General features: G+C 58.1%; 10 protein-coding genes. All 10 read right to left on the bottom strand.

Features of this window, described 5'->3' with window-relative positions; all coding sequences use genetic code 11:
* Positions 1-13: 13 nt before the first annotated feature.
* Positions 14-1411 carry an ABC transporter permease gene (locus P3T43_RS27590; protein WP_429284173.1) on the bottom strand — a complete coding sequence of 466 codons (1398 nt, stop codon included), beginning with the start codon at positions 1409-1411 and terminating at the stop codon, positions 14-16.
* Positions 1408-2115: an ABC transporter ATP-binding protein gene (locus P3T43_RS27585; RefSeq protein WP_429284172.1), complete on the bottom strand. Its 708-nt coding sequence runs from the start codon at positions 2113-2115 to the stop codon at positions 1408-1410. The genes P3T43_RS27590 and P3T43_RS27585 overlap by 4 nt, the downstream gene beginning before the upstream one ends.
* Positions 2116-2187: 72 nt before the next feature.
* The gene (locus tag P3T43_RS27580) at positions 2188-2484 is read right to left on the bottom strand and encodes a transcriptional regulator (protein ID WP_429284171.1); all 297 of its coding nucleotides are present in this window, start codon (positions 2482-2484) and stop codon (positions 2188-2190) included.
* Positions 2485-3054 carry a hypothetical protein gene (locus P3T43_RS27575; RefSeq protein ID WP_429284170.1) on the bottom strand — a complete coding sequence of 190 codons (570 nt, stop codon included), beginning with the start codon at positions 3052-3054 and terminating at the stop codon, positions 2485-2487.
* A 152-nt stretch (positions 3055-3206) separates the two neighbouring features.
* A complete protein-coding gene (locus tag P3T43_RS27570; protein WP_429284169.1) occupies positions 3207-8249 on the bottom strand; it encodes an amino acid adenylation domain-containing protein in 5043 nt (1680 codons plus the stop codon).
* A gap of 929 nt (positions 8250-9178) precedes the next feature.
* A complete protein-coding gene (locus P3T43_RS27565; RefSeq protein ID WP_429284168.1) occupies positions 9179-9967 on the bottom strand; it encodes a thioesterase II family protein in 789 nt (262 codons plus the stop codon).
* Positions 9964-10170, bottom strand: a complete 207-nt coding sequence (locus tag P3T43_RS27560; RefSeq protein ID WP_429284167.1) for an MbtH family NRPS accessory protein — start codon at positions 10168-10170, stop codon at positions 9964-9966. Before P3T43_RS27560 ends, P3T43_RS27565 begins: the two co-directional genes overlap by 4 nt.
* 47 nt (positions 10171-10217) lie before the next feature.
* On the bottom strand, positions 10218-15752 hold the full coding sequence (locus P3T43_RS27555) for an SDR family NAD(P)-dependent oxidoreductase (protein WP_429284166.1): 5535 nt from the start codon (positions 15750-15752) through the stop codon (positions 10218-10220).
* Positions 15753-15775: 23 nt separating this feature from the next.
* Positions 15776-19060, bottom strand: coding sequence for a non-ribosomal peptide synthetase (locus P3T43_RS27550; RefSeq protein ID WP_429284165.1), 3285 nt, complete (start codon positions 19058-19060; stop codon positions 15776-15778).
* Between the two features lie 621 nt (positions 19061-19681).
* Entirely contained in the window at positions 19682-20167 is a 486-nt protein-coding gene (locus tag P3T43_RS27545) for a nuclear transport factor 2 family protein (RefSeq protein WP_429284164.1), read from the bottom strand.
* Positions 20168-20170: the final 3 nt, after the last annotated feature.

The raw sequence follows: 20170 nt of genomic DNA, 5'->3' as shown, positions 1-20170 counted from the left end.
CGGCTCGCACTGTTTACACGTGGCGCAGAGCGTCCACGATATTCAAGCGTGCCGCGCGGCGCGCCGGAAACCATGCGGAGAAGGCGGCGATAATCAGCAGGTCGATGAACGTGCTTAAAATCAAGCCTGAGTCGCCCCAAATTCTGATGGTGAGGGGCACGGCATCTGTCGCACCCGGTGGTGTCCAAGTCAAACTACATTGGTTGACGATCCAGGCAATTGCGAGTGCAAGCACAATGCCGGTTGCGGCGCCAAGCGCGCCAAGCTGTATTCCTTCGCAGACGAACATCCACTTGATTCCGCGGCGTTTTACCCCCATCGACCGCAGCGTACCAATTTCGATCGTACGCTCCACGACTGAAGTGCCCATCGTGTTGCCAACCAGGAACAGCACGATCGCCGCAATCAGGATAAATATGAAAGTGAATACCGCGGTGAAGAGACCTACGGTCTGCCCGTAACTAGGACTGATTTCCTTGAAGTCACGAATCTCGAGGCCATTCCCTTTGAGGGTTGTATTCAGCAGTTCCTCGACGCGAGTACGCACAGCATCCATGTCCGAAGAGTGATGTAGCTGCAACATGATGGCGGTAGCACGGGGCGGGGCTGCGCCGTATACGAGCTTCTGCGCTTGAGACAAATGCATTCCCACGTACATATCGTCCAAGTCCTTGACGCCCATGTTGACGGCTTTGACTACTTTTAGTTCAGCCACATTTGGTGCGCCTCTGCCGCTTGAAGTAAGCAGTTCCATTTGAGCCAAGTCAGATCTTTGCGCGCCTTTGGCATCTTGTCTAGACGCGGTGAGAGCGCTGATGTCGGCGGGAATCGCTTTTGCTGCGACATCGCCCGTGTCGATCGGCGGTTTCGGACAATTTGCTACTCGCAATTTATCGCAAAGCATTAATACACGCGCAACACCCTGGCCAATGTAGATAGAGTCACTGCTGGTTCCCGTTAATTGGGAATCCTTATTTTTTAAAGGAAAATCGTAATCGTTCCATTTATGCATGCTGTTGATGTCGGACACGACTTGTCCATCCGCTACGATGGTGCGTGACACGCCAGCGTCGGAATTCCCGCCAAGCCCTGTCAGACTAAGCGACGGGCTTACGACGGCTAGCATAGGCGCGAGGACCTTGTCGTTCTTCAGCAGATCAACGACTTCCTGATAGCGTTCAATTCCATACTGGCCTGGATTAGCCGTTCCGAAATCAAAGTAGCCTTGCTTGACGATCTGGAAGTGGCCTTCGTCTTGCACATAACCTGTTTCAAGTCCGTATTGAATGCTATCCACGTACCCACCGAACAACAGAACAGCAGTCACGCCAAGTGCCGTAGCGGCGACGGTTGCAAGCGAGCGTCGTTTATTGCGAATTAAATTGCGAAAGGCAAGGGCTATTGTTCTCATACCGCAAGCTCCGGATGATCGATGTGAGTTTTAGTTGAAATCACTTTTCCGTCACGAATCGTGAATATATCGTCGGCTGCTTTCAATACCATACTATCGTGCGATGAGAAGATGAACGACACACCGAGATCGCGTTGCATCTTTCGCATCAGCTCAATGATGGATGTGCCGGTCACGCTGTCCAGATTGGCGGTAGGCTCGTCGGCAAGTACGATGTCAGGCTGAGTAGCAAGCGCGCGTGCGATGGCAACGCGTTGGCGCTGCCCGCCCGACAACCGGCCCGGTGTATGGTGATGTTTGTCGGCTAGGCCAACTGCCTGCAGAAGGTCCAAGACCCGGCTTCGGCGCTTCGATACGGGAGTCTTCGCTAATATCAGCGGGTATTCAACGTTCTCATAGGCGGTAAGAACCGGCAGCAGATTGAAGTTCTGGAAGATGTAACCAATATGTTTTGAGCGGAATTCTGAAAGAGCGTTGTCTTTTAACTGGCCTACGTCGGTTCCCGCAATGACAACGCTCCCTTCATTGGGCTTATCGATACATCCGATGATGTTGAGCAACGTGGTTTTACCGCTGCCAGACGCGCCAGAAAGGACTGTAAAGCGTCCCGCCTCGACGTCTAGGCTGACATCGTTCAACGCCATAACGTTGACGTCATCCATATGATACGTCTTTGATATTTTCTTTAGTGACACAACAGGCATGACTCTCTCCAGGTTCAGATGTCATTCAAACGACTCTTTAAATTCTCGGCTAAGATTCCGAACTTTCCGACATCATTCGTTTCCGTCGATGATTCTTTTCAATTGGTCAACGTAAAGCGTGAATGCGCGCCGACCCACTGCTGTGATTGCTATGCGTGTGCGTGGTCGCTTCGCAGCGAAATCTTTGCTGATTTCAACGTAGCCGGCTTTCTCCAGAACGGCAACGTGCGCCCCGAGATTTCCTTCCGTCGTTCTAACGATTTCTTTTAGGCGAACAAATTCAATTTGTTCACCTTTTGGAAGCGCCTTCAAAGCGGCGACAATTCTGAGGCGTACCGGTTGGTGAATCGTGTCGTCGAGTTGGTCCATTCAAGCTGTCCTCAACCACAAGCCGGCGACGATCAGCGAGCCCCCTCCAAACACTGCCATCCAAAGGTTGTAATAGGAGGCGATGAAGAAGTATCCAAACAACGTGACAGCCGCGAGCAAGACTCCCATGACACCAATCCGCGGGCTACCCCACAGACCTCTGAAAGCGTATGCGGCTGCAACGATCAGTCCCATCAACGCTGTCGACTGTCTCTCAGCGGTGGGCGCCATAATGATCTGGACCAAAACGAAAAACGCAATGACGATCATGACTGACGCCAGCCAGCGCCAGGTTCTTTCCGATCTTTCGGGCATTGCGTGATCGGAGGAGTGTCCCCACAACCTCGCAAGATACATACTGCCTGCAATCCCGATCGTGTCAAGAACTGACCAGATCAGGTTGATATGGTCATGGAAGAAATTCGCCATGCCGAAACCGAACAGCCAGATCGCACCCCACAGAACAAGATGAGGTGCTGCACGCCGATACCCATATAAAGTTCCACTTAAGGCGCTTACTTCTTCTGCGTTGCGCAAAACCCGCGCAGCTTCTTCCGATGACAGTGGCATATATACTCCATACGTCTGTGTTTAGATAACTCTACAGCGTAGAGTTATCTACTGTCAACACATCACAATGCTTTCCCCCAATTCTCCTGGACGCATCAGCTGCGAAGCGCTCGCGCGATTTCGACCGGGAACATAGGGCGGCTCTACGCGAGTCAGAGCCGACGCTGGCGGGCTATTCGAGGAATAGGCGTGGAGAACCTGGCGAGGGTTGATTTATCGGTTATAGGCACACCGATTATCGTGCCGAGCTGCGCGATGGTAGGTGCGTTGAAAAACGTCTCAATCGTCAGGTTCGACTGGAATCGTTTCCTTATGTCGGACACGATCTTCACGGCCAGCAGAGAATGGCCACCGAGTGCGAAGAAGTTGTCGAAACGGCCCACGCGTTCCACGTTCAGCAGCGGTTCCCACAGTGATGCGAGCGTCGTCTCGACGTCACCCTGCGGGGGCTCATAGGCCTGACGTGCGAAGGCCGAGTCCTCGGGCGCAGGCAGCGCACGACGGTCAAGTTTGCCGTTTGGGGTGAGCGGCAGGGTGTCGAGCCTCACGTAGGCCGACGGCACCATGTAGTCGGGCAGCGAGCCGGCGAGGTGTGTGCGTAGCCGGCTGGCGAGGGTGGTTACCTGCGCGTGCGGGGTGGCCGTCAGGTATGCGACGAGGGCCCGGTCGCCGGGGGTATCCTCGCGAACGATGACAGCGGCGGTTTCGACATCCGGGTGTTCGGTCAGGCGTGCCTCGATCTCGCCGGGCTCGACACGAAAGCCACGGATCTTGACCTGCTGGTCGTTGCGGCCGAGGAACTCGATGTTGCCGTCTGCACGGTAACGCGCGAGGTCACCGGAGCGATACATGCGTGCACCGGGTACGGGGCTGAACGGATCGTGAACGAAGCGCTCGGCGGTCAGTTCGGGGCGGTTCAGGTAGCCCAGCCCGACGCCCGGGCCGCCGATGCAGATTTCGCCGGGGGCACCGATGGGCACGGGCTGGCCGAACGCGTCGAGCAGATAGATGCGCGTGTTCGCAACAGGCCGGCCAATCGGGATCGCGCGACCGGTATCGACCGAGACGATCGGATGAACGGCCGCGAACACCGTGGTCTCGGTCGGTCCGTAGCCGTTGATGAGGCGCTGTGGCGGCGTACCACGCAGGACCTCGGTGATCTTCAGCGGGTCGAGCGCATCGCCGCCCACCATGACGGTTCTGAAGCGAGGAAAGATCGGCGCGAGCGTGGCGGCGATCTGGTTGAACAGTCCCACCGTCAGCCAGATCGTGTTGACACCGGTTGCCTCCAGCGTGTCCCTGAACAGCTGGGCAGACAGCAGCGCTGCCTGGTCCACGATCACGACGGCGGCGCCGTTGAGCAGGGCAGGCCAGGTTTCAAGCGTATTCGCGTCGAACGCGGGATTTGAGCAGAACGCCATCCGGTCGCCCGGGCCATACTGCGCAAAGGTGCTGTTGATCGCGAGCCGGTTGATCGCGCGATGCGGGATCAGCACACCCTTTGGCGTGCCTGTGGAGCCCGATGTGTACATCGCGTAGGCGGCCGATTCGCTTGACAGTGCGAGATCGGGGTCGGTGTCCAGGCCGGGCGCCATCAGCGTGCTGACTGCGATGGTGGCTGACGTGGTGCCGGGGATCGCTGCGCCATCGTCTGTCAGTACGAGCGCTGCGGCGCAGTCGGCGACGATCCAGGCCTGGCGTTCAACGGGCGTCTGTGTGTTGATGGGCACGTAGGCGGCGCCGGCCTTCAGGATTGCGAGCTGGCTTGCGACGAGTGGCACGCCGCGCTCCAGCACGGTGAGGACATGATCGCCGGGGCGCACGCCCTGTGCAATCAGGCGATGCGAGATCCGGTTGGCGAGCGTGTTTGTTTCGGCGAACGTGAGTGTCTGCGTACCGTGCACGAGCGCGACCGCGTCCGGTGTACGGCGCGCCTGTTCCTCGAATACCTGATGCGTGCAGCGCGTGGCGGGAAACGGCGCATCGGTCGCGTTCCATGTTTCGAGCTGTAGCGTGCGCTCGGCATCGGAGAGCAGACTGACGCGTGCCAGCGGCTGCGTGTGGTCGGCGATCATTGCATTGAGCACGGCCAGCAGATAGCCCCTGTAGCGTTCGATCGTGGCAGTATCGAAGAGCGCGGTTGCGTAGCGCAGGTGGCCAGAAATGCCGTCCGCGTCTTCCGCCAGATCCAGTTCGAGATCGAATTTGGCGACTTCGTAGCCGGTATCGATCTCTTCAATGTGCATACCAGGCAGCTCAAGGCGTCCGACTTCGTTGCTTTGCCAGGCGAAGATAACCTGAAACACCGGCGTGCAGTCGGCGCGTCGTATCGGCTGGGCAATTTCGACGATCTGCTCGAATGGCACATCGGCATGCTCCTGGGCGGCGAGCGTGATGTCGCGAATGTGTGCGAGCAGGGTTGCGCAATCGGGGCGGTCGGAAAGATCGATGCGCAGCGGCAGGGTGTTCACAAAGAAGCCGATCAGCGGTTCAATGTCGAGATCCCGCCGGTTGGCCGTGGGAGTGCCGATAACCAGATCGTCCTGTCCCGAGAGGCGACTCAGGACCACGGCCCAGGCGGCCAGCACAACGACGAAAAGTGTGCAGTCGTAGCGACGTGCGAGCTGCGTGAGTTCGCGAGTCACTTTGGCGTCAATGCGCACCTGCAATGCGGCGCCCTCAAACGACTGTTGTGCGGGTCGCGATCGGTCCGTCTGCAGTTGCAGTGTTTGCGGCGCATCCCGTAGCATATCGCGCCAGTAGTCGAGCTGGGCCTGCAGGTGTGCGCCGGTGAGCCAGCGATGCTGCCACGCGGCATAGTCGAAATACTGAACCCGCAGTGAGGAAAGCGAGTCGCATGTCGTGCCGTGGTGGGCAGAGTACAAGCGGCTCAGGTCCCGGAAGATCAGATTCATCGACCAGCCATCTGTCGCGATGTGATGGAGCGTTAGGAGCAGGACGTGGTGTGCCTCATCCATCTGGATCAGCCGTGCGCGGATCGGCGGAGCGGCTGTGAGGTCGAAGCGCGCATGCGCTTCTTCTTGGGCCAATTGCCACAGTTGTCCGGCTTTGTCCAACTGATACCGTAAGTCGTGCTCGAGCAGCGGAAGACCGGTGTCAGGCGCGAGCAGCCTGACACGAGGCTGTCCGTGATGGGCGAGGAACGTAGCGCGCAGTGCTTCGTGCCGCGCAACGAGGTGATTCAGGCTATAGCGCAGTGCCGCGCGATCCAGCGCGCCGTGCATGCGTAGCGCGATAGGCACGTGGTACGTCGTCTCCTGACCTTCGAGCTGCGCAAGAAACCACAGGCGCTGTTGTGCGAATGACGGCAACAACAACGTGTCCCTTGCGACGGGTTCAATAGGCGGTAACCCGCTTCGCTCCATGGAGTCAATCTGTGCGGCAAAAGCTGCCAGTGTCGGATGAGAGAACAGCGTGCTCGCCGGAAAAGTAACGCCGAGCTCGCGATGCAGCAGACTGTTCAGACGCATCACGAGCAGAGAATGGCCACCGAGTGCGAAGAAGTTGTCGAAACGGCCCACGCGTTCCACGTTCAGCAGCGGTTCCCACAGTGATGCGAGCGTCGTCTCGACGTCACCCTGCGGGGGCTCATAGGCCTGACGTGCGAAGGCCGAGTCCTCGGGCGCAGGCAGCGCACGACGGTCAAGTTTGCCGTTTGGGGTGAGCGGCAGGGTGTCGAGCCTCACGTAGGCCGACGGCACCATGTAGTCGGGCAGCGAGCCGGCGAGGTGTGTGCGTAGCCGGCTGGCGAGGGTGGTTACCTGCGCGTGCGGGGTGGCCGTCAGGTATGCGACGAGGGCCCGGTCGCCGGGGGTATCCTCGCGAACGATGACAGCGGCGGTTTCGACATCCGGGTGTTCGGTCAGGCGTGCCTCGATCTCGCCGGGCTCGACACGAAAGCCACGGATCTTGACCTGCTGGTCGTTGCGGCCGAGGAACTCGATGTTGCCGTCTGCACGGTAACGCGCGAGGTCACCGGAGCGATACATGCGTGCACCGGGTACGGGGCTGAACGGATCGTGAACGAAGCGCTCGGCGGTCAGTTCGGGGCGGTTCAGGTAGCCCAGCCCGACGCCCGGGCCGCCGATGCAGATTTCGCCGGGGGCACCGATGGGCACGGGCTGGCCGAACGCGTCGAGCAGATAGATGCGCGTGTTCGCAACAGGCCGGCCAATCGGGATCGCGCGACCGGTATCGACCGAGACGATCGGATGAACGGCCGCGAACACCGTGGTCTCGGTCGGTCCGTAGCCGTTGATGAGGCGCTGTGGCGGCGTACCACGCAGGACCTCGGTGATCTTCAGCGGGTCGAGCGCATCGCCGCCCACCATGACGGTTCTGAAGCGAGGAAAGATCGGCGCGAGCGTGGCGGCGATCTGGTTGAACAGTCCCACCGTCAGCCAGATCGTGTTGACACCGGTTGCCTCCAGCGTGTCCCTGAACAGCTGGGCAGACAGCAGCGCTGCCTGGTCCACGATCACGACGGCGGCGCCGTTGAGCAGGGCAGGCCAGGTTTCAAGCGTATTCGCGTCGAACGCGGGATTTGAGCAGAACGCCATCCGGTCGCCCGGGCCATACTGCGCAAAGGTGCTGTTGATCGCGAGCCGGTTGATCGCGCGATGCGGGATCAGCACACCCTTTGGCGTGCCTGTGGAGCCCGATGTGTACATCGCGTAGGCGGCCGATTCGCTTGACAGTGCGAGATCGGGGTCGGTGTCCAGGCCGGGCGCCATCAGCGTGCTGACTGCGATGGTGGCTGACGTGGTGCCGGGGATCGCTGCGCCATCGTCTGTCAGTACGAGCGCTGCGGCGCAGTCGGCGACGATCCAGGCCTGGCGTTCAACGGGCGTCTGTGTGTTGATGGGCACGTAGGCGGCGCCGGCCTTCAGGATTGCGAGCTGGCTTGCGACGAGTGGCACGCCGCGCTCCAGCACGGTGAGGACATGATCGCCGGGGCGCACGCCCTGTGCAATCAGGCGATGCGAGATCCGGTTGGCGAGCGTGTTTGTTTCGGCGAACGTGAGTGTCTGCGTACCGTGCACGAGCGCGACCGCGTCCGGTGTACGGCGCGCCTGTTCCTCGAATACCTGATGCGTGCAGCGCGTGGCGGGAAACGGCGCATCGGTCGCGTTCCATCGTTCGAGAACTAGTCTGCGCTCGATGGGCGGTAGCATGTCGAGTCTTCCGATCGGAAGAGATTCGATGCAGTGCTTGGCCGCCTCACGCAGCAAGCACAATAGATAACGCGTCATGCGTACAACGCGGTTCCTGCTGACGCGCTGCTGATCGTAAATAAAGCGAAATCTGGGAGATTCGATCTGTACCTGCAAGGTGATCAGTGCACCAAGGGGAGTGGCTTCAGTAAGAGGTGATGCACTCATCCAAATAGCAACGTCGAGAGGCTTCTCTGGGTCGGCAGAATTGATCCTTTTGTTGAGAGACTTGTACGCCGAGGCTTTTACACGTTCGATTTCTTTCTCGATGGAAAAACATGTCGTCGTGAAGTTGCTTGTCGGATCAAGTCTGGCTCCGAACGGGATCAATAACTTTGCATGATGTTCGCGACAAAGCATGTGCGGCATGGGATCGGTGATCCAGCCGACTAAATATTGAGTTTCATTTGCGAGCCGTGACAAGCAGGTCAGCCACGCGGCAATCGGAGCAGTGCCCACGTTCGTACCCATGACGTAGAGATCCGGATTGACGCTGTTCCAGTCCGTCGCTTTCCATTCGGGAATGTCGCCTGGCTGGGCACCAAACCACGCATCCAGTCGCAGCGGATTCAGGTCTTCGGCTACGTCTTCAGTGTAAGCAAAGAGGGGAGAAGCATTAGCCTCAATCGTTACTTGTTTGGACATGGTATGACTCAGAATTGCGCATTCTTTATTGACGGATCCCCGGCCAGTTTGGCGGTGCCGTAACCTTTTGAGCCGCGCCGCTGGGCGAGACTCGCAACGAACTCAAATTTCCCCGCTCAGCGCAGATACGCCAGCATTTGCGTTTTGCTTCTCTGTGCGCTGAACGTCCAACCAAGCTACGGCGCGGATATCTGCAGCGCCTTCACTCGCCTACTCATCAAACAAATAGCGAATATCCATGTCAGTCAATGGCCGTGCAGCATGGATGTCAGCTTCCAGCGGGCGAGTATGTCGGTGACTAGCGAAGTTCGATGTGCCTTCAAATAAAAATGATCGCCTTCGAAACTACGAATCGCAAAATCTCCCGGCCGACTGTGCTCTGCCCACGCGGCTATGTCGGGAAACGCGACGCTCTCATCGTGGCTCCCCGTATAGGCAGTAATTGGAATGCCTAGCTCGCCGGATTCGTGTGCGATGTAACTGTCGACAATCCGGAGATCGGCACGGAGAACGGGGTACAGCATCGCCGCAAATTCAGGCATTTCCAATATCTCGCGCGGCATTCCACCCAGCTTGAGGAGCTTATCGATGAGTGCGGTGTTATCGAGTTCCCCCTGATTGGGTTCGGCTGGGGGTAGGTGCGGCGCGCGGCAAGCAGACACAAAAAGATGGTCGGGGCGCGATTTACCTCGCTCGCCTAACTGACGCGCAACCTCGAAAGCGACGAGCGCCCCGAAACTGTGGCCGAAGAACGCAAATGGTCTGTCGAGGGGCAGGGCGTCGACTAGGTGCTTGACGAGGAGTTGTATCCTGTCGACCGGGGGCTCCGCGATACGCGCCTCCCTCCCCGGCAGCGCGGCGGCTAGGATTTCCGTACCCAGCGGACAGTCGGGCCACCAATCACGAAATGCGGATGCACTGCCACCCGCATGGTGAAAACAGATGAGTCGCTGCTTAACGCCGATACCATCGCCAAATCGGCGATACCAGCCGCGTTGTGTATTAACGCTAACAGCCCTTGCCTCGCCGCTCATTCGTTTGCATCCTTGTGTTTATTCTGCCGCCGGATGCGCGGAATCGTCTCCGACCACACCCGCGAGATGTATTCCAGACATTCGTGCCTTGTTCCCACGTATCCTTCGCGCGACCATCCCGCTGGGGCGGGACGGTCGTTGGCCCAGATTGAATACTGCCCTTCTTGGTTGAAAACCACGGCGAATCTGACCACGTCATCCATTTAAAGACTCCCGCTCGATGCGAACTTGCCGGCACCGTTCTGCTGCCTCAGGTATTGATATCTTCTAGAGCGCGTTTTAGCGTGTCCTCGTCGAGGTCGTCGACGAGCGTGCCGACTATCGTCGCGGCGATTCCTTCGACGGTTGGGTTGCTGTAGAACGTCGCCACCGAAAGCTCGATCTCGAATTGCTGACGAATCCGCGAGGTCAACTGGATGGCAAACAGCGAATGTCCACCGAGGTCGATGAAGTCGTCGCAGACGCCGATTTGATCGAGGCCAAGTACGTCCTGCCAGATCTGTGCGATGGATTCTTCGAGGGGCGTGCGCGGTGCGACATATGGCGTCGCCAGACTGGGTCGCGGGTATCGCGCACCCTTATCCGCCGGCACGGAGTCGGCTGCGTTGGCTACCGAGTTGCGCGTGTCGGCAGACTCTTGAAGCAAATAGTGAATCTCGCGCGTCGACGTTTCCACACGCGAGACGCCTGACAGGCTTAGCACTCTGCGGAATACCTCGACGCCATCTTCAGAGGTGAGCTGCCGGTCGGCCCCTGGCAGCGCTGCCGAACGTGGCCCGAATTGCTGCAATTCCAAGGCCGGCGCCGCGACGTTCCTGACAAGTTTCATTCCGTACCCTTCGATGCGTATACATTCGCTACCGTCCGTGTCAAGTATCGACAGATCGAAGCTGAGGAATTCGTCGGTAGCCGATCTCGCCGGCACGAAGCGCGCATAGCTGACGACCTCAGCCGGCAACGCACGGTAAAGATGAATTCTGTTGTATCCGAAGGGCAAGTAACTGCCCCCCTTGCTAGCGAATTGAACTGGGAATGCGGTGGCGACATCCAGCAGCGCCGGATGCACCCCGTAGTCGCCCAGATCCGCATGATAGTTAGGCGGTAGAGCCAATGCGGCAAGCGCGGTATCAGCGCCATGTGTAATCGCGCGTACTGAGTTCCAGCGTTCGCCAACCTTTACCAGAGGATGGTCTTCCATCAAATTGGCCAAGTTGCCCTCAGCGCCGAGATAGAAGTCCGTCGGACACTTTTCGCGTAACGCTACGAGATCGTGTCGGCCACCAGTCTCATCCCGTTGCGTGCTGATGGTGCCCGTCGCGTGAACCATCCAGCCGCCCGCCGGCAGCAGGCTGCGAATCGCGAATTTCGCGTGATTGCCGGTATGCGTTAACCTCACCTGTAGTTCGCGCTGTTCCGTGGCTGCAAGCATCAGTGCGCCGGTGAAAACTAGATCGTGAATCTGCACGCTAGCGGGATTCCGGCGATACATGTAGGCGCTGGACGCGAATTGCACATAGCCAGTGCCGACCATGGCCGGCTGGCCGCCGAGATGATGCTCCGCGACCAGCCAATGTTTGCGTGCATCGAGATGCACGACGAACACCTCGTCGTTTTCGTCGACGAAACGGGCGTCGAACAGCGGATGATCGACCTCCTCGTAGGCGACTGCATGGTTGGCCTCCGGGATCGACGCGTCCGGATTCACTGCCATTCCGATCTCGTCCCAGCGGTCATAGTCAATAGAAACAGGCGCGACCCGGGTCTGATGCCGGTTCGAACTGACGAACGCGCCGATGAAAGAATTGGCCGCTGCGTAATCTGATTGACCAACTTCGCCGAGTACCGCCAGCAGCGAAGAACAACTGATGAAAAACCCGAGCGGGTCGTCTTTCAGCGTTGCATCGAGTACGATGGTTCCCTTGATTTTTGGGGCCAGCACGCGTGAGGCCACTTCGCGATTTTTGAGTTCCATCATACCAACGCCCGGTACGCCGGACGCATTGATTGCGCCTTCGATCGGACCGAACGTCTCTCGAGCCACTGCAACCGCGGCAGTCATGCTTTCCATGTTGGAGACATCAGCGGCTAATACCAGCACTTTGGCGCCGAGCTCTTCGAGCGCCATTACTTGGCGCATCCTCTTACTGTCACGGTTATGTTCCCCGCGCCTTTGCAGCCAGTTGTGCCATTCATCCCGCGGCGGCAAACCGGTCCGCGATACCAGCACGAGACGTGCACGCACCTGCTCCGCGATGAATTTGGCCAGCGTGAGCCCAATTGCGCCAAGACCACCGGCAATCATGTAGACCCCCCCGTCACGCAGTGGCAGCGCCGAGCGATCAGCCGGCCCTACCGGGAGTGCGGCGAAATCCTGCAGCCATCGCCGGCCGTTGCGGTACGCGACGACTTCCTGTTCGCAGCCATTTAGGCATTCTGCGAGAACGTCTTGCGAGAGGCGCTGTAGGCGGGTGTGGTCGCCCGCTTCCGGGAGGTGGATGTCAATCCAGTGGCTCTGGACGGCTTTTTGTTCGCGCGACAGAGAGCGGATCGGGCCGGCGACTGTTGCGTGAACGGGCTCAACCGGTTCGTCGCCGAGTACGTTGTGCGCGTTCGACGTGACTGCGTGCATCTTGACAGGCACGCCCGTCAGTTCGGAGCCGAGTGCGGCGCTGAGAAATAGCACGCTAAAGAACGAGGTGTCGAGTCCCGCATCGAGTCCCGTCATCGAGAGTGCGCCCTGCGAATGCGCAGACAATGCCCACAGGTGAAGAATCTCGTCGGGTGTTTGGGACGTGCTGCGCAAGGCTTTCATAAGCGTCGCGTAGTCGTCCTTTTCACCAGGTCGAAGCGTAAATTCATGCTCGTTTAGCCTTTGGAACTCGTTCCCGGGCGTCACTGTGACCACCTTGTATCCGCGCGCGGCGAGGCCTTGCACCAGACCCTGACCGAGTCCCGACTGGTCGACGAATACGAGCCAGTTCAATCCGGCCGCGCTGGTAACACTGGTAAGCGGGGCAGTGCCGGTCCACGTCGGCACAGTGAACCACTCCGCTATTTCTTTGCGCTTTTCTTCCGAGATCGATTTCACGTCGCGACCTGCCCCCGCTGAGGCGTCGAAAGTCAGCCGATAGCTCTGATGCTCAAACGGGTAGGTTGGAGCGGGCACGCGCGTGCGCGTTTCGGGTGCGTGGATGGCTTCCCAATCAGGCGTCGCGCCCTCGCACCAAAGCCGGCCGAGCGCCATCAGTAGCGCGTCGCGTGCATCTTTCGTTGCATTTTTTGCAGAGGGTAAAGACGAGACGACTGTGAGCGCTGGGCCTTTTGCTGGATGCTGATTGGCGAGCGCGGTCAAAGTCGTTCCCGGTCCGACTTCCAGAAGTATCGTGTCGGGTTCGCTAAACAGCACTTCGACGCCATTCGAGAACAGCACGGCTTGTCGCAGATGATCAACCCAATAGGTCGGGTCGGTGGCTTGTTGTGCAGTGATCCAGGTGCCCGTTACGTTCGACAGGTACGGCAACTCTGGCGGCTGCAGACGAACGGCTGCAACGATTTCACGGAACGCCGCGCAAGCCGGTTCCATCATTGCGGAATGGAACGCGTGCGAGGTTTTAAGGCGCGCACAGGGCACCTGCATCGCGGCCATATTTATTTCGAATTGCGCTACCTCTTCATGAGAACCCGAAACGACACAGGTGTCAGGCGTGTTGATGGCCGCAATGGATAGCGTCGGCATGGTGCGCAAGATCGGCTCGATGAGTGACGCGGAGGCGAGCACTCCGACCATTGCACCCGTGGGCAAATCTTGGATGAGGCGACCGCGAAGCGCGATGAGGTTCAATGCGTCGTCGAGAGAAATCACCGAAGCAAGGCAAGCGGCTACATATTCGCCGACGCTATGGCCGATCATGGCCGCCGGCTGAATGCCCCACGCCATCCAGAGGCGCGCGAGCGCATACTCGATCACGAACAGTGCCGGCTGTGTGTAGCGGGTCTGCGCAAGCTCGAGAGCAGCGGCTTCCTCCTGTCCGTTGACCGGATAGATTATCGCTAGTAGCGACCGGCCTAATAACGGCGTGAGTTTTTCACAGCATTCATCTACGACCGAGCGAAATAGCGGTTCCGTTTCGTAGAGTGCGCGTGACATATTCGGGTACTGTGAACCTTGACCGGGGAACATGAAGCTGACCTTCGCAACGTAACGATCACTCCTGAGCACCAAGGCGCCCGTCACACCGGCATCGCTGTGGGCAGCGGATAGTTCGTCACGATCATGAGCCACAAACGCCATTCTTTGTGCGAAGCGACGTCTGCCAACTTGCAGCGTATAGGCCGTGTCGGCGAGCTCAGCCTCAGGATGCTGATGGAGGTGTTCGCTCAGATTGGCGGCCATCCGTGTCAGCGCGCTTTCGGTGCGCGCAGACAGAAGCAGCAATTGGGAAGTGCGCAGACTTTGTCCTGATGTGCTCGGGGGAGCCTCTTCCAATATTACGTGAGCGTTCGTTCCGCCCATACCGAATGAGTTTACAGCTACGCGTCGCGGCGAATGGCCGCCGACCCAGTCCTGCAGCGTTGTATTGACAAAAAAAGGCGAGCGTTCGAAATCGATCTGCGGATTTGGTGTCGAGAAGTTCAGACTGGCCGGAATCTGGCGGTGACGTAGCGCGAAAACAGCTTTAATGAAACCCGCAGCGCCAGCCGCCGCGTCGGCATGTCCTATGTTTGTCTTGACCGAGGCCAACGCGCAACGGCCAGGCATGTCGGCTTGGCCACCGTAAGCTCGAGCGAGCGCCGTCACTTCGATGGGATCGCCGATTAGCGTGCCAGTGCCGTGACACTCGATGTAGTCGATCGTCTCAGGGGCGACGTCGGCCATTAGCAGGGCATCTCTCGCCGCAAGCACCTGACCTTCGACACCCGGAGCGGTGAAGCCGGCACGCGACGCACCGTCGTTGCTCAGACCATAACCTATCATCACTGCGTGAATCGTGTCGCGATCCGCGATTGCGTCCTCAAGACGTTTGAGCACAACGACACCGACTCCGGCCGCCCATACGGTACCCTTGGCGGACGAGTCGAACGTGCGGACCACACCGTCAGGCGAGTTTATGCTGCCTTCCATATAATTGTATCCCGGGGGTGCCTCCGCATCGAGCGACACGCCGCCAGCCAGGACCATATCCGTCTGATAGGTCAACAGACTCTGTGCGCCGAGCGAAATAGCGACGAGTGAAGTCGAACATGCTGTCTGCACTGCGACGCATGGTCCGCGAAGATCCAGTTTATGCCCCACGCGAGTGGCAAGATAGTCCCGGTCGTTGTTCGTCATGACCGCATAGGGATCGAGTGCACGAGACAGTGCGGGATCCTTGAGAATCTTGAAAAGATAGGTAGTGATGCCGGTTCCACCGAAGACTCCGATACGCCCGTCGTAGCGTAGAGAATCGTAGCCGGCATGCTCAAGCGCATGCCAGCTATGCTCGAGGAAAATTCGATGTTGTGGATCCATCACCTCGGCTTCACGCGGCGTGTAACCGAAGAACGAAGCGTCAAAATCAAACGGTCGCTCATAGATGCCACCGGCACCTACATAACTGGAACTGGCGGCCAACTCCTTGGGCACTCCCGCTTCGATAAGTTCTTCTTCGGAGAAGTAGGTGATGCTGTTTTTACCGGCCACTAGATTGGCCCAGAAGCCTTCCAGATTTTCCGCACCCGGATATCGGCCTGACAGTCCGACAATGGCAATTTTGTTGAAGTAATCGTTCGTTGTTGTATCAGTCATTGCAAACCCCGTTCGAGTGCGACTTAGGATTGACGCTTTGTTTGGCTTTGTTGTGCGAAATACTGCCGAGCAAGACCAGCGCGACGAACTTCTGCTGACAAGCTTGGTGTTCTGTTGGCGCTTCCTTCGACGTGGGCGATCAGGGAGCGGATCGTTGCATTGCCGAATAGGTCCACGATCGAAATGTCGATACCGTATTCTTTCTGAAGCGCAGCCCGCATTTGAAGTGCGAGCATCGAGTGGCCACCGAGATCAAAAAAATTGTCTTCAACGCCCACACGATTGATCTGCAGCAAGTCTGCCCATAGCTTTGCGAAGCCCTCTTCGAGTTCGCCACGCGGTGCACGATACTTACCGCTCGCGTAAGCATCGTCGTCGGGTTCGGGCAGCGCTGGTCGATCGATCTTGCCGTTGCCAGTCAACGGCATCCGCTTGAGCTGAACAAGCGCGCCGGGCACCATGTAGTCGGGCAAGCGGCGGGCCAGATGTTTTCGCAGTTTAACGATGTCTGGCATCTGTCCGGCGCCGCCGGCCACCCAGTAAGCAACGAGTCGTTTATTTCCTCGCTTATCCTCGCGTGCCACTACCACCGCTTCACGCACGCCTTCATGCGCGCATAAATGATCCTCGATTTCACCCAGTTCAATGCGGAACCCGCGCAACTTGACCTGAAAGTCATTCCTTCCAAGACATTCGACGGTGCCGTCGGGTAACCATCTACCAAGGTCGCCGGTTCGGTACATGCGCGCTGACGGATCGGCTGCAAAGTGATTCGTCACGAAGCGCTCCCGGGTCAGTTCCTCACGGTTCAGGTACCCATACGCCACACCGGTTCCAGCAATATAGATTTCACCGGTCACGCTGATTGGTGACGGCAGTCCGTGGGCGTCCAGAATATAGATCTGCGTATTCGCGATCGGTCGTCCGATCGGCACGGAGCGCGTCGAATCGGGGCGGCATGCATGGACGGTCGCATAGACCGTGGTCTCGGTCGGCCCGTAGGCATTGAACATGGTGTGCGTGGCGGACCATTGTGCGGCCAGCGGAGCCGGACAGATTTCGCCAGCCACAATGATCGCGACCTCGTCCGAGAACGAGTGCTCGGGTAGAGCGGCTAGTGCGGACGGTGGCAGGGAAATATGTGTCGGCGCATGCGCGGCGATGGTTGACAACAGTGGCTCGCCCGGATAGAGACGTTCCTTCTGCGCGAGACGGAGACTGCCGCCGGCGCACAGCGCCATCAAGTATTCCGAAATACTGACATCGAAACTCAGAGACGCGAATTGCAGAATTCGGCTTTCAGCACTCACGCCAAACTGGACGGCTTGCGCGCTTGCGAGATTGCACATTCCACGGTGGTGTCCCATAACGCCCTTCGGCATACCGGTTGAGCCGGAGGTATAGATGACGTATGCGAGGTGGGAAGGGGTGAGCCCGAGCGTATTTGGGGCAGGGTTCGTGTCCGGAAAGCTAGCGATGTGTGCGGCGTCGTGCGCGCGATCTAGAGCGATGAGCGGTACAGCGACGGGCGGAAGCGCAGTACTAACGTTCGATCGCGTCAGTACGGCGACAGGGGCGCAGTCGTCGATCATGTAGCTCAGGCGCTGGGTAGGGTAGCTGGGATCGAGCGGGACGTATGCGCCACCGGCTTTGAGGATGCCCAAGACGCCGATTACCATATCGAAGCTGCGGTCGACGCACAGCGCGACGCGGTCGTTAGGCCGAACGCCTCGCGCGATCAGTGCATGGGCAAGCTGATTGGCACGTCGATTTAGGTGTCCGTAGTCGAGGCTCTGGCTATCATAGGCGAGTGCGACAGCAGTGGGGTGACGCGCGGCCTGGTCTTCAAACAATTGATGGACCAGCGTATCGCGAGGGTAACTGGTGCGAGTGTCATTGAAGGCGTCCAGTACCAACAGGCGCTCGGCCTCCGACACAAGATCGAGTGTTGGCACTGGGATCTGGCGCGGGTGATTCACGAAACCTTGCAAGAGCGTCTCGAAGTTGGCGAGCAGGCGGCGTATGGTGTCGGCGTCAAATAGATCCGTGCTGTACGTGGCGAGCAGAGTGAGGCCGTCAGGACTGTCGACGAAGCTCACGCTGAGGTCGAACTTGGCGGAGGCGATATCGAGTTCGGCAATGTTGCAACGCGTACCATCGAACTGGTGGCAGTTGGAATCCGTATCGAGCATGCTAAGCATGACCTGGCACAGCGGCATATAGCTCATGCTGCGTTCGGGGCGTACGGCGTCGACTACGTGGTCAAACGGTAGTTCCGCGTGCGCGAAGGCACCGAGCGTAGTGTCGCGAACTCGTGCAAGCAGTTGCGTGACGGTGGGCTGGCCGCCGAGATTGGTGCGGATCGCGAGGGTATTGACGAAGAGGCCGACTAGTTGCTCGAGATCGACGTGTGGCCGATTGGCAACGGGAATGCCAACGACGATGTCATCGCTGCCGCAATAACGCTGCAGCAGCGCCTGAAACACCGCCAGCAGAGCCATAAACGGCGTGACGCCTTCGTTTAGGGCAAGTACGTGGACAGCGTCGCGCAATTTGGGCGGAATGGCATGGCTAAGGCTTGCGCCGTGCATCGACTGCACAGGAGGGCGTGGCCGATCGGTTGGGAGATCGAGCACGCCGCCGAATCCGGCCAATTGTTTGACCCAGTACTCACGTAGAGAGTCCGCCTGCGCAAGCCAGGCGCGTTGCCAGACTGCATAATCTGCGTACTGGATAGGTAAGGCGGGCAACGCCGCTTCGCGTGAACCTCGAGCAGCAGCATAGAGTTCGGCCAGATCGCGCCAGAGTATCTGCATCGAGAGTCCGTCGGTAACGATGTGGTGCAACGTCACCACGAGTACCGGTTGATCGGAGTCGGCGCGTAGCAGAAGGGCGCGCAGCAAAGGTCCGTGTTCAAGGTCAAAGGGGGTCTTGGCTTCGGCAGCCATGCGTTGCTGCAACTTGGCTTCATCCAGTTCGTCGGACGAGACGACCCAGTGGATGGACTCTGAGGCAGAACGAATCTCTTGAACAGGACCGCCTGCATGAACCGGAAAACGAGTCCGTAGCACTTCGTGACGGTGTAACACACGTTCAAACGCGGCTTCTAGTGCATCACCATCTACGCGACCATCGAAGCGTAGCGCGTATGGCACGTTGTAAAGTGCCTGTCCGGGATGCCATTGATCCAGAAACCATAGACGCTCCTGTGATGACGATAGTGTCAGCGTGTCGGCTTCTGCTAGGTCACTCCCGTCATTCGTCAGTACATCATCGCTACCGAAATGCGACCGGTGTATTTGTTCCATTTAAGCCAGGCCCCTGTATGGCAAAAGACACAGCAAAGCACCCGGCCTCGCGATTGTTTCGATGCCAAGTTCAGTGAAATACGGAATGGAAGAAGCGTCCGACCGGAGTGAGCGGGTAAGGTGAAAATTTGCCGCAAAGTCCCTGTCTTTGTTTCTTTAGGTACGTCGACAACAAGCGAAATAACCAGAAAGCTATTGGCGAAGCAATGTAAAGTCGAGATCGTTCCGCTTAGCGATAGACTCCAGCCTAGTCGCACGGATCCGTGGTGTCCGACAGCCGTGCACTTGGCCTGTTTCGTGTATTTTCGATAGCCTCCCTATTTGGTTGCCCAATCTTCGGAGATAAGTCCATCTTCTATCTATAAACATGCAACGCCCATCCTAATATGTCTATTGATCAGGTTGTCATCTGCGACGCTACGTAGTGCAAGCTGGCAGAGAAACCATATTTATTCCTGCGACAATGACGACGGAGAATGTGCCACAGCACACCACATACGCAGTATGAGTAGGAGTGCAAATTTCATGAAATATACCGAAAGGTACTTCCCGGCAACCAATTCAATAAGTCAGATTAGAGCCAATACATCAAATAGCTTGGCGCGTAACACATCCGTCTTATCAGATGGCCTCGCGAAAGAAAAAGGTTTTCCTCCGGACAATCTTGTCTTTTTCGAAGAGATAGACATCACAAAACTGTTCATTCAATGCGTTACCACTGCGTGATTTTCCATAGAATGAACCGCACACCGCCACGCCCCCCAATTCGGACTGGAAGAACGAATGAAGGGTGTGTCTGCCCTCGGCGATGATTCTTACCTTCTCATAGAAATGCATTAAGGCGGATAGGCCGTCGATGGTCTCGTAACCCGGTCGCTCATATGCAATCTGCGCATGGAAAAAATCTGGCAAGCGCGCGAAGTTTCGCGAATCGACGGCCTCGAACATGCGCTCGATAATTGCGTCCAACGAGATTTGTGTTTGTTTCTCTGGTGCTTGCAAAAGCATGCTGGTCCCCCATGGTCGATTTCTGTAGATCGTTTTTTCCATTCCGGCTGTGGGGCATTTGTTAGTAATCGATGTTCCCCGCACCATTTCGACTTCCACCGT

Source organism: Paraburkholderia sp. GAS41 (assembly GCF_050436545.1).
Taxonomy (GTDB): Bacteria; Pseudomonadota; Gammaproteobacteria; order Burkholderiales; family Burkholderiaceae; genus Paraburkholderia.
This window is presented reverse-complemented; position numbering and strand designations above follow the sequence as displayed.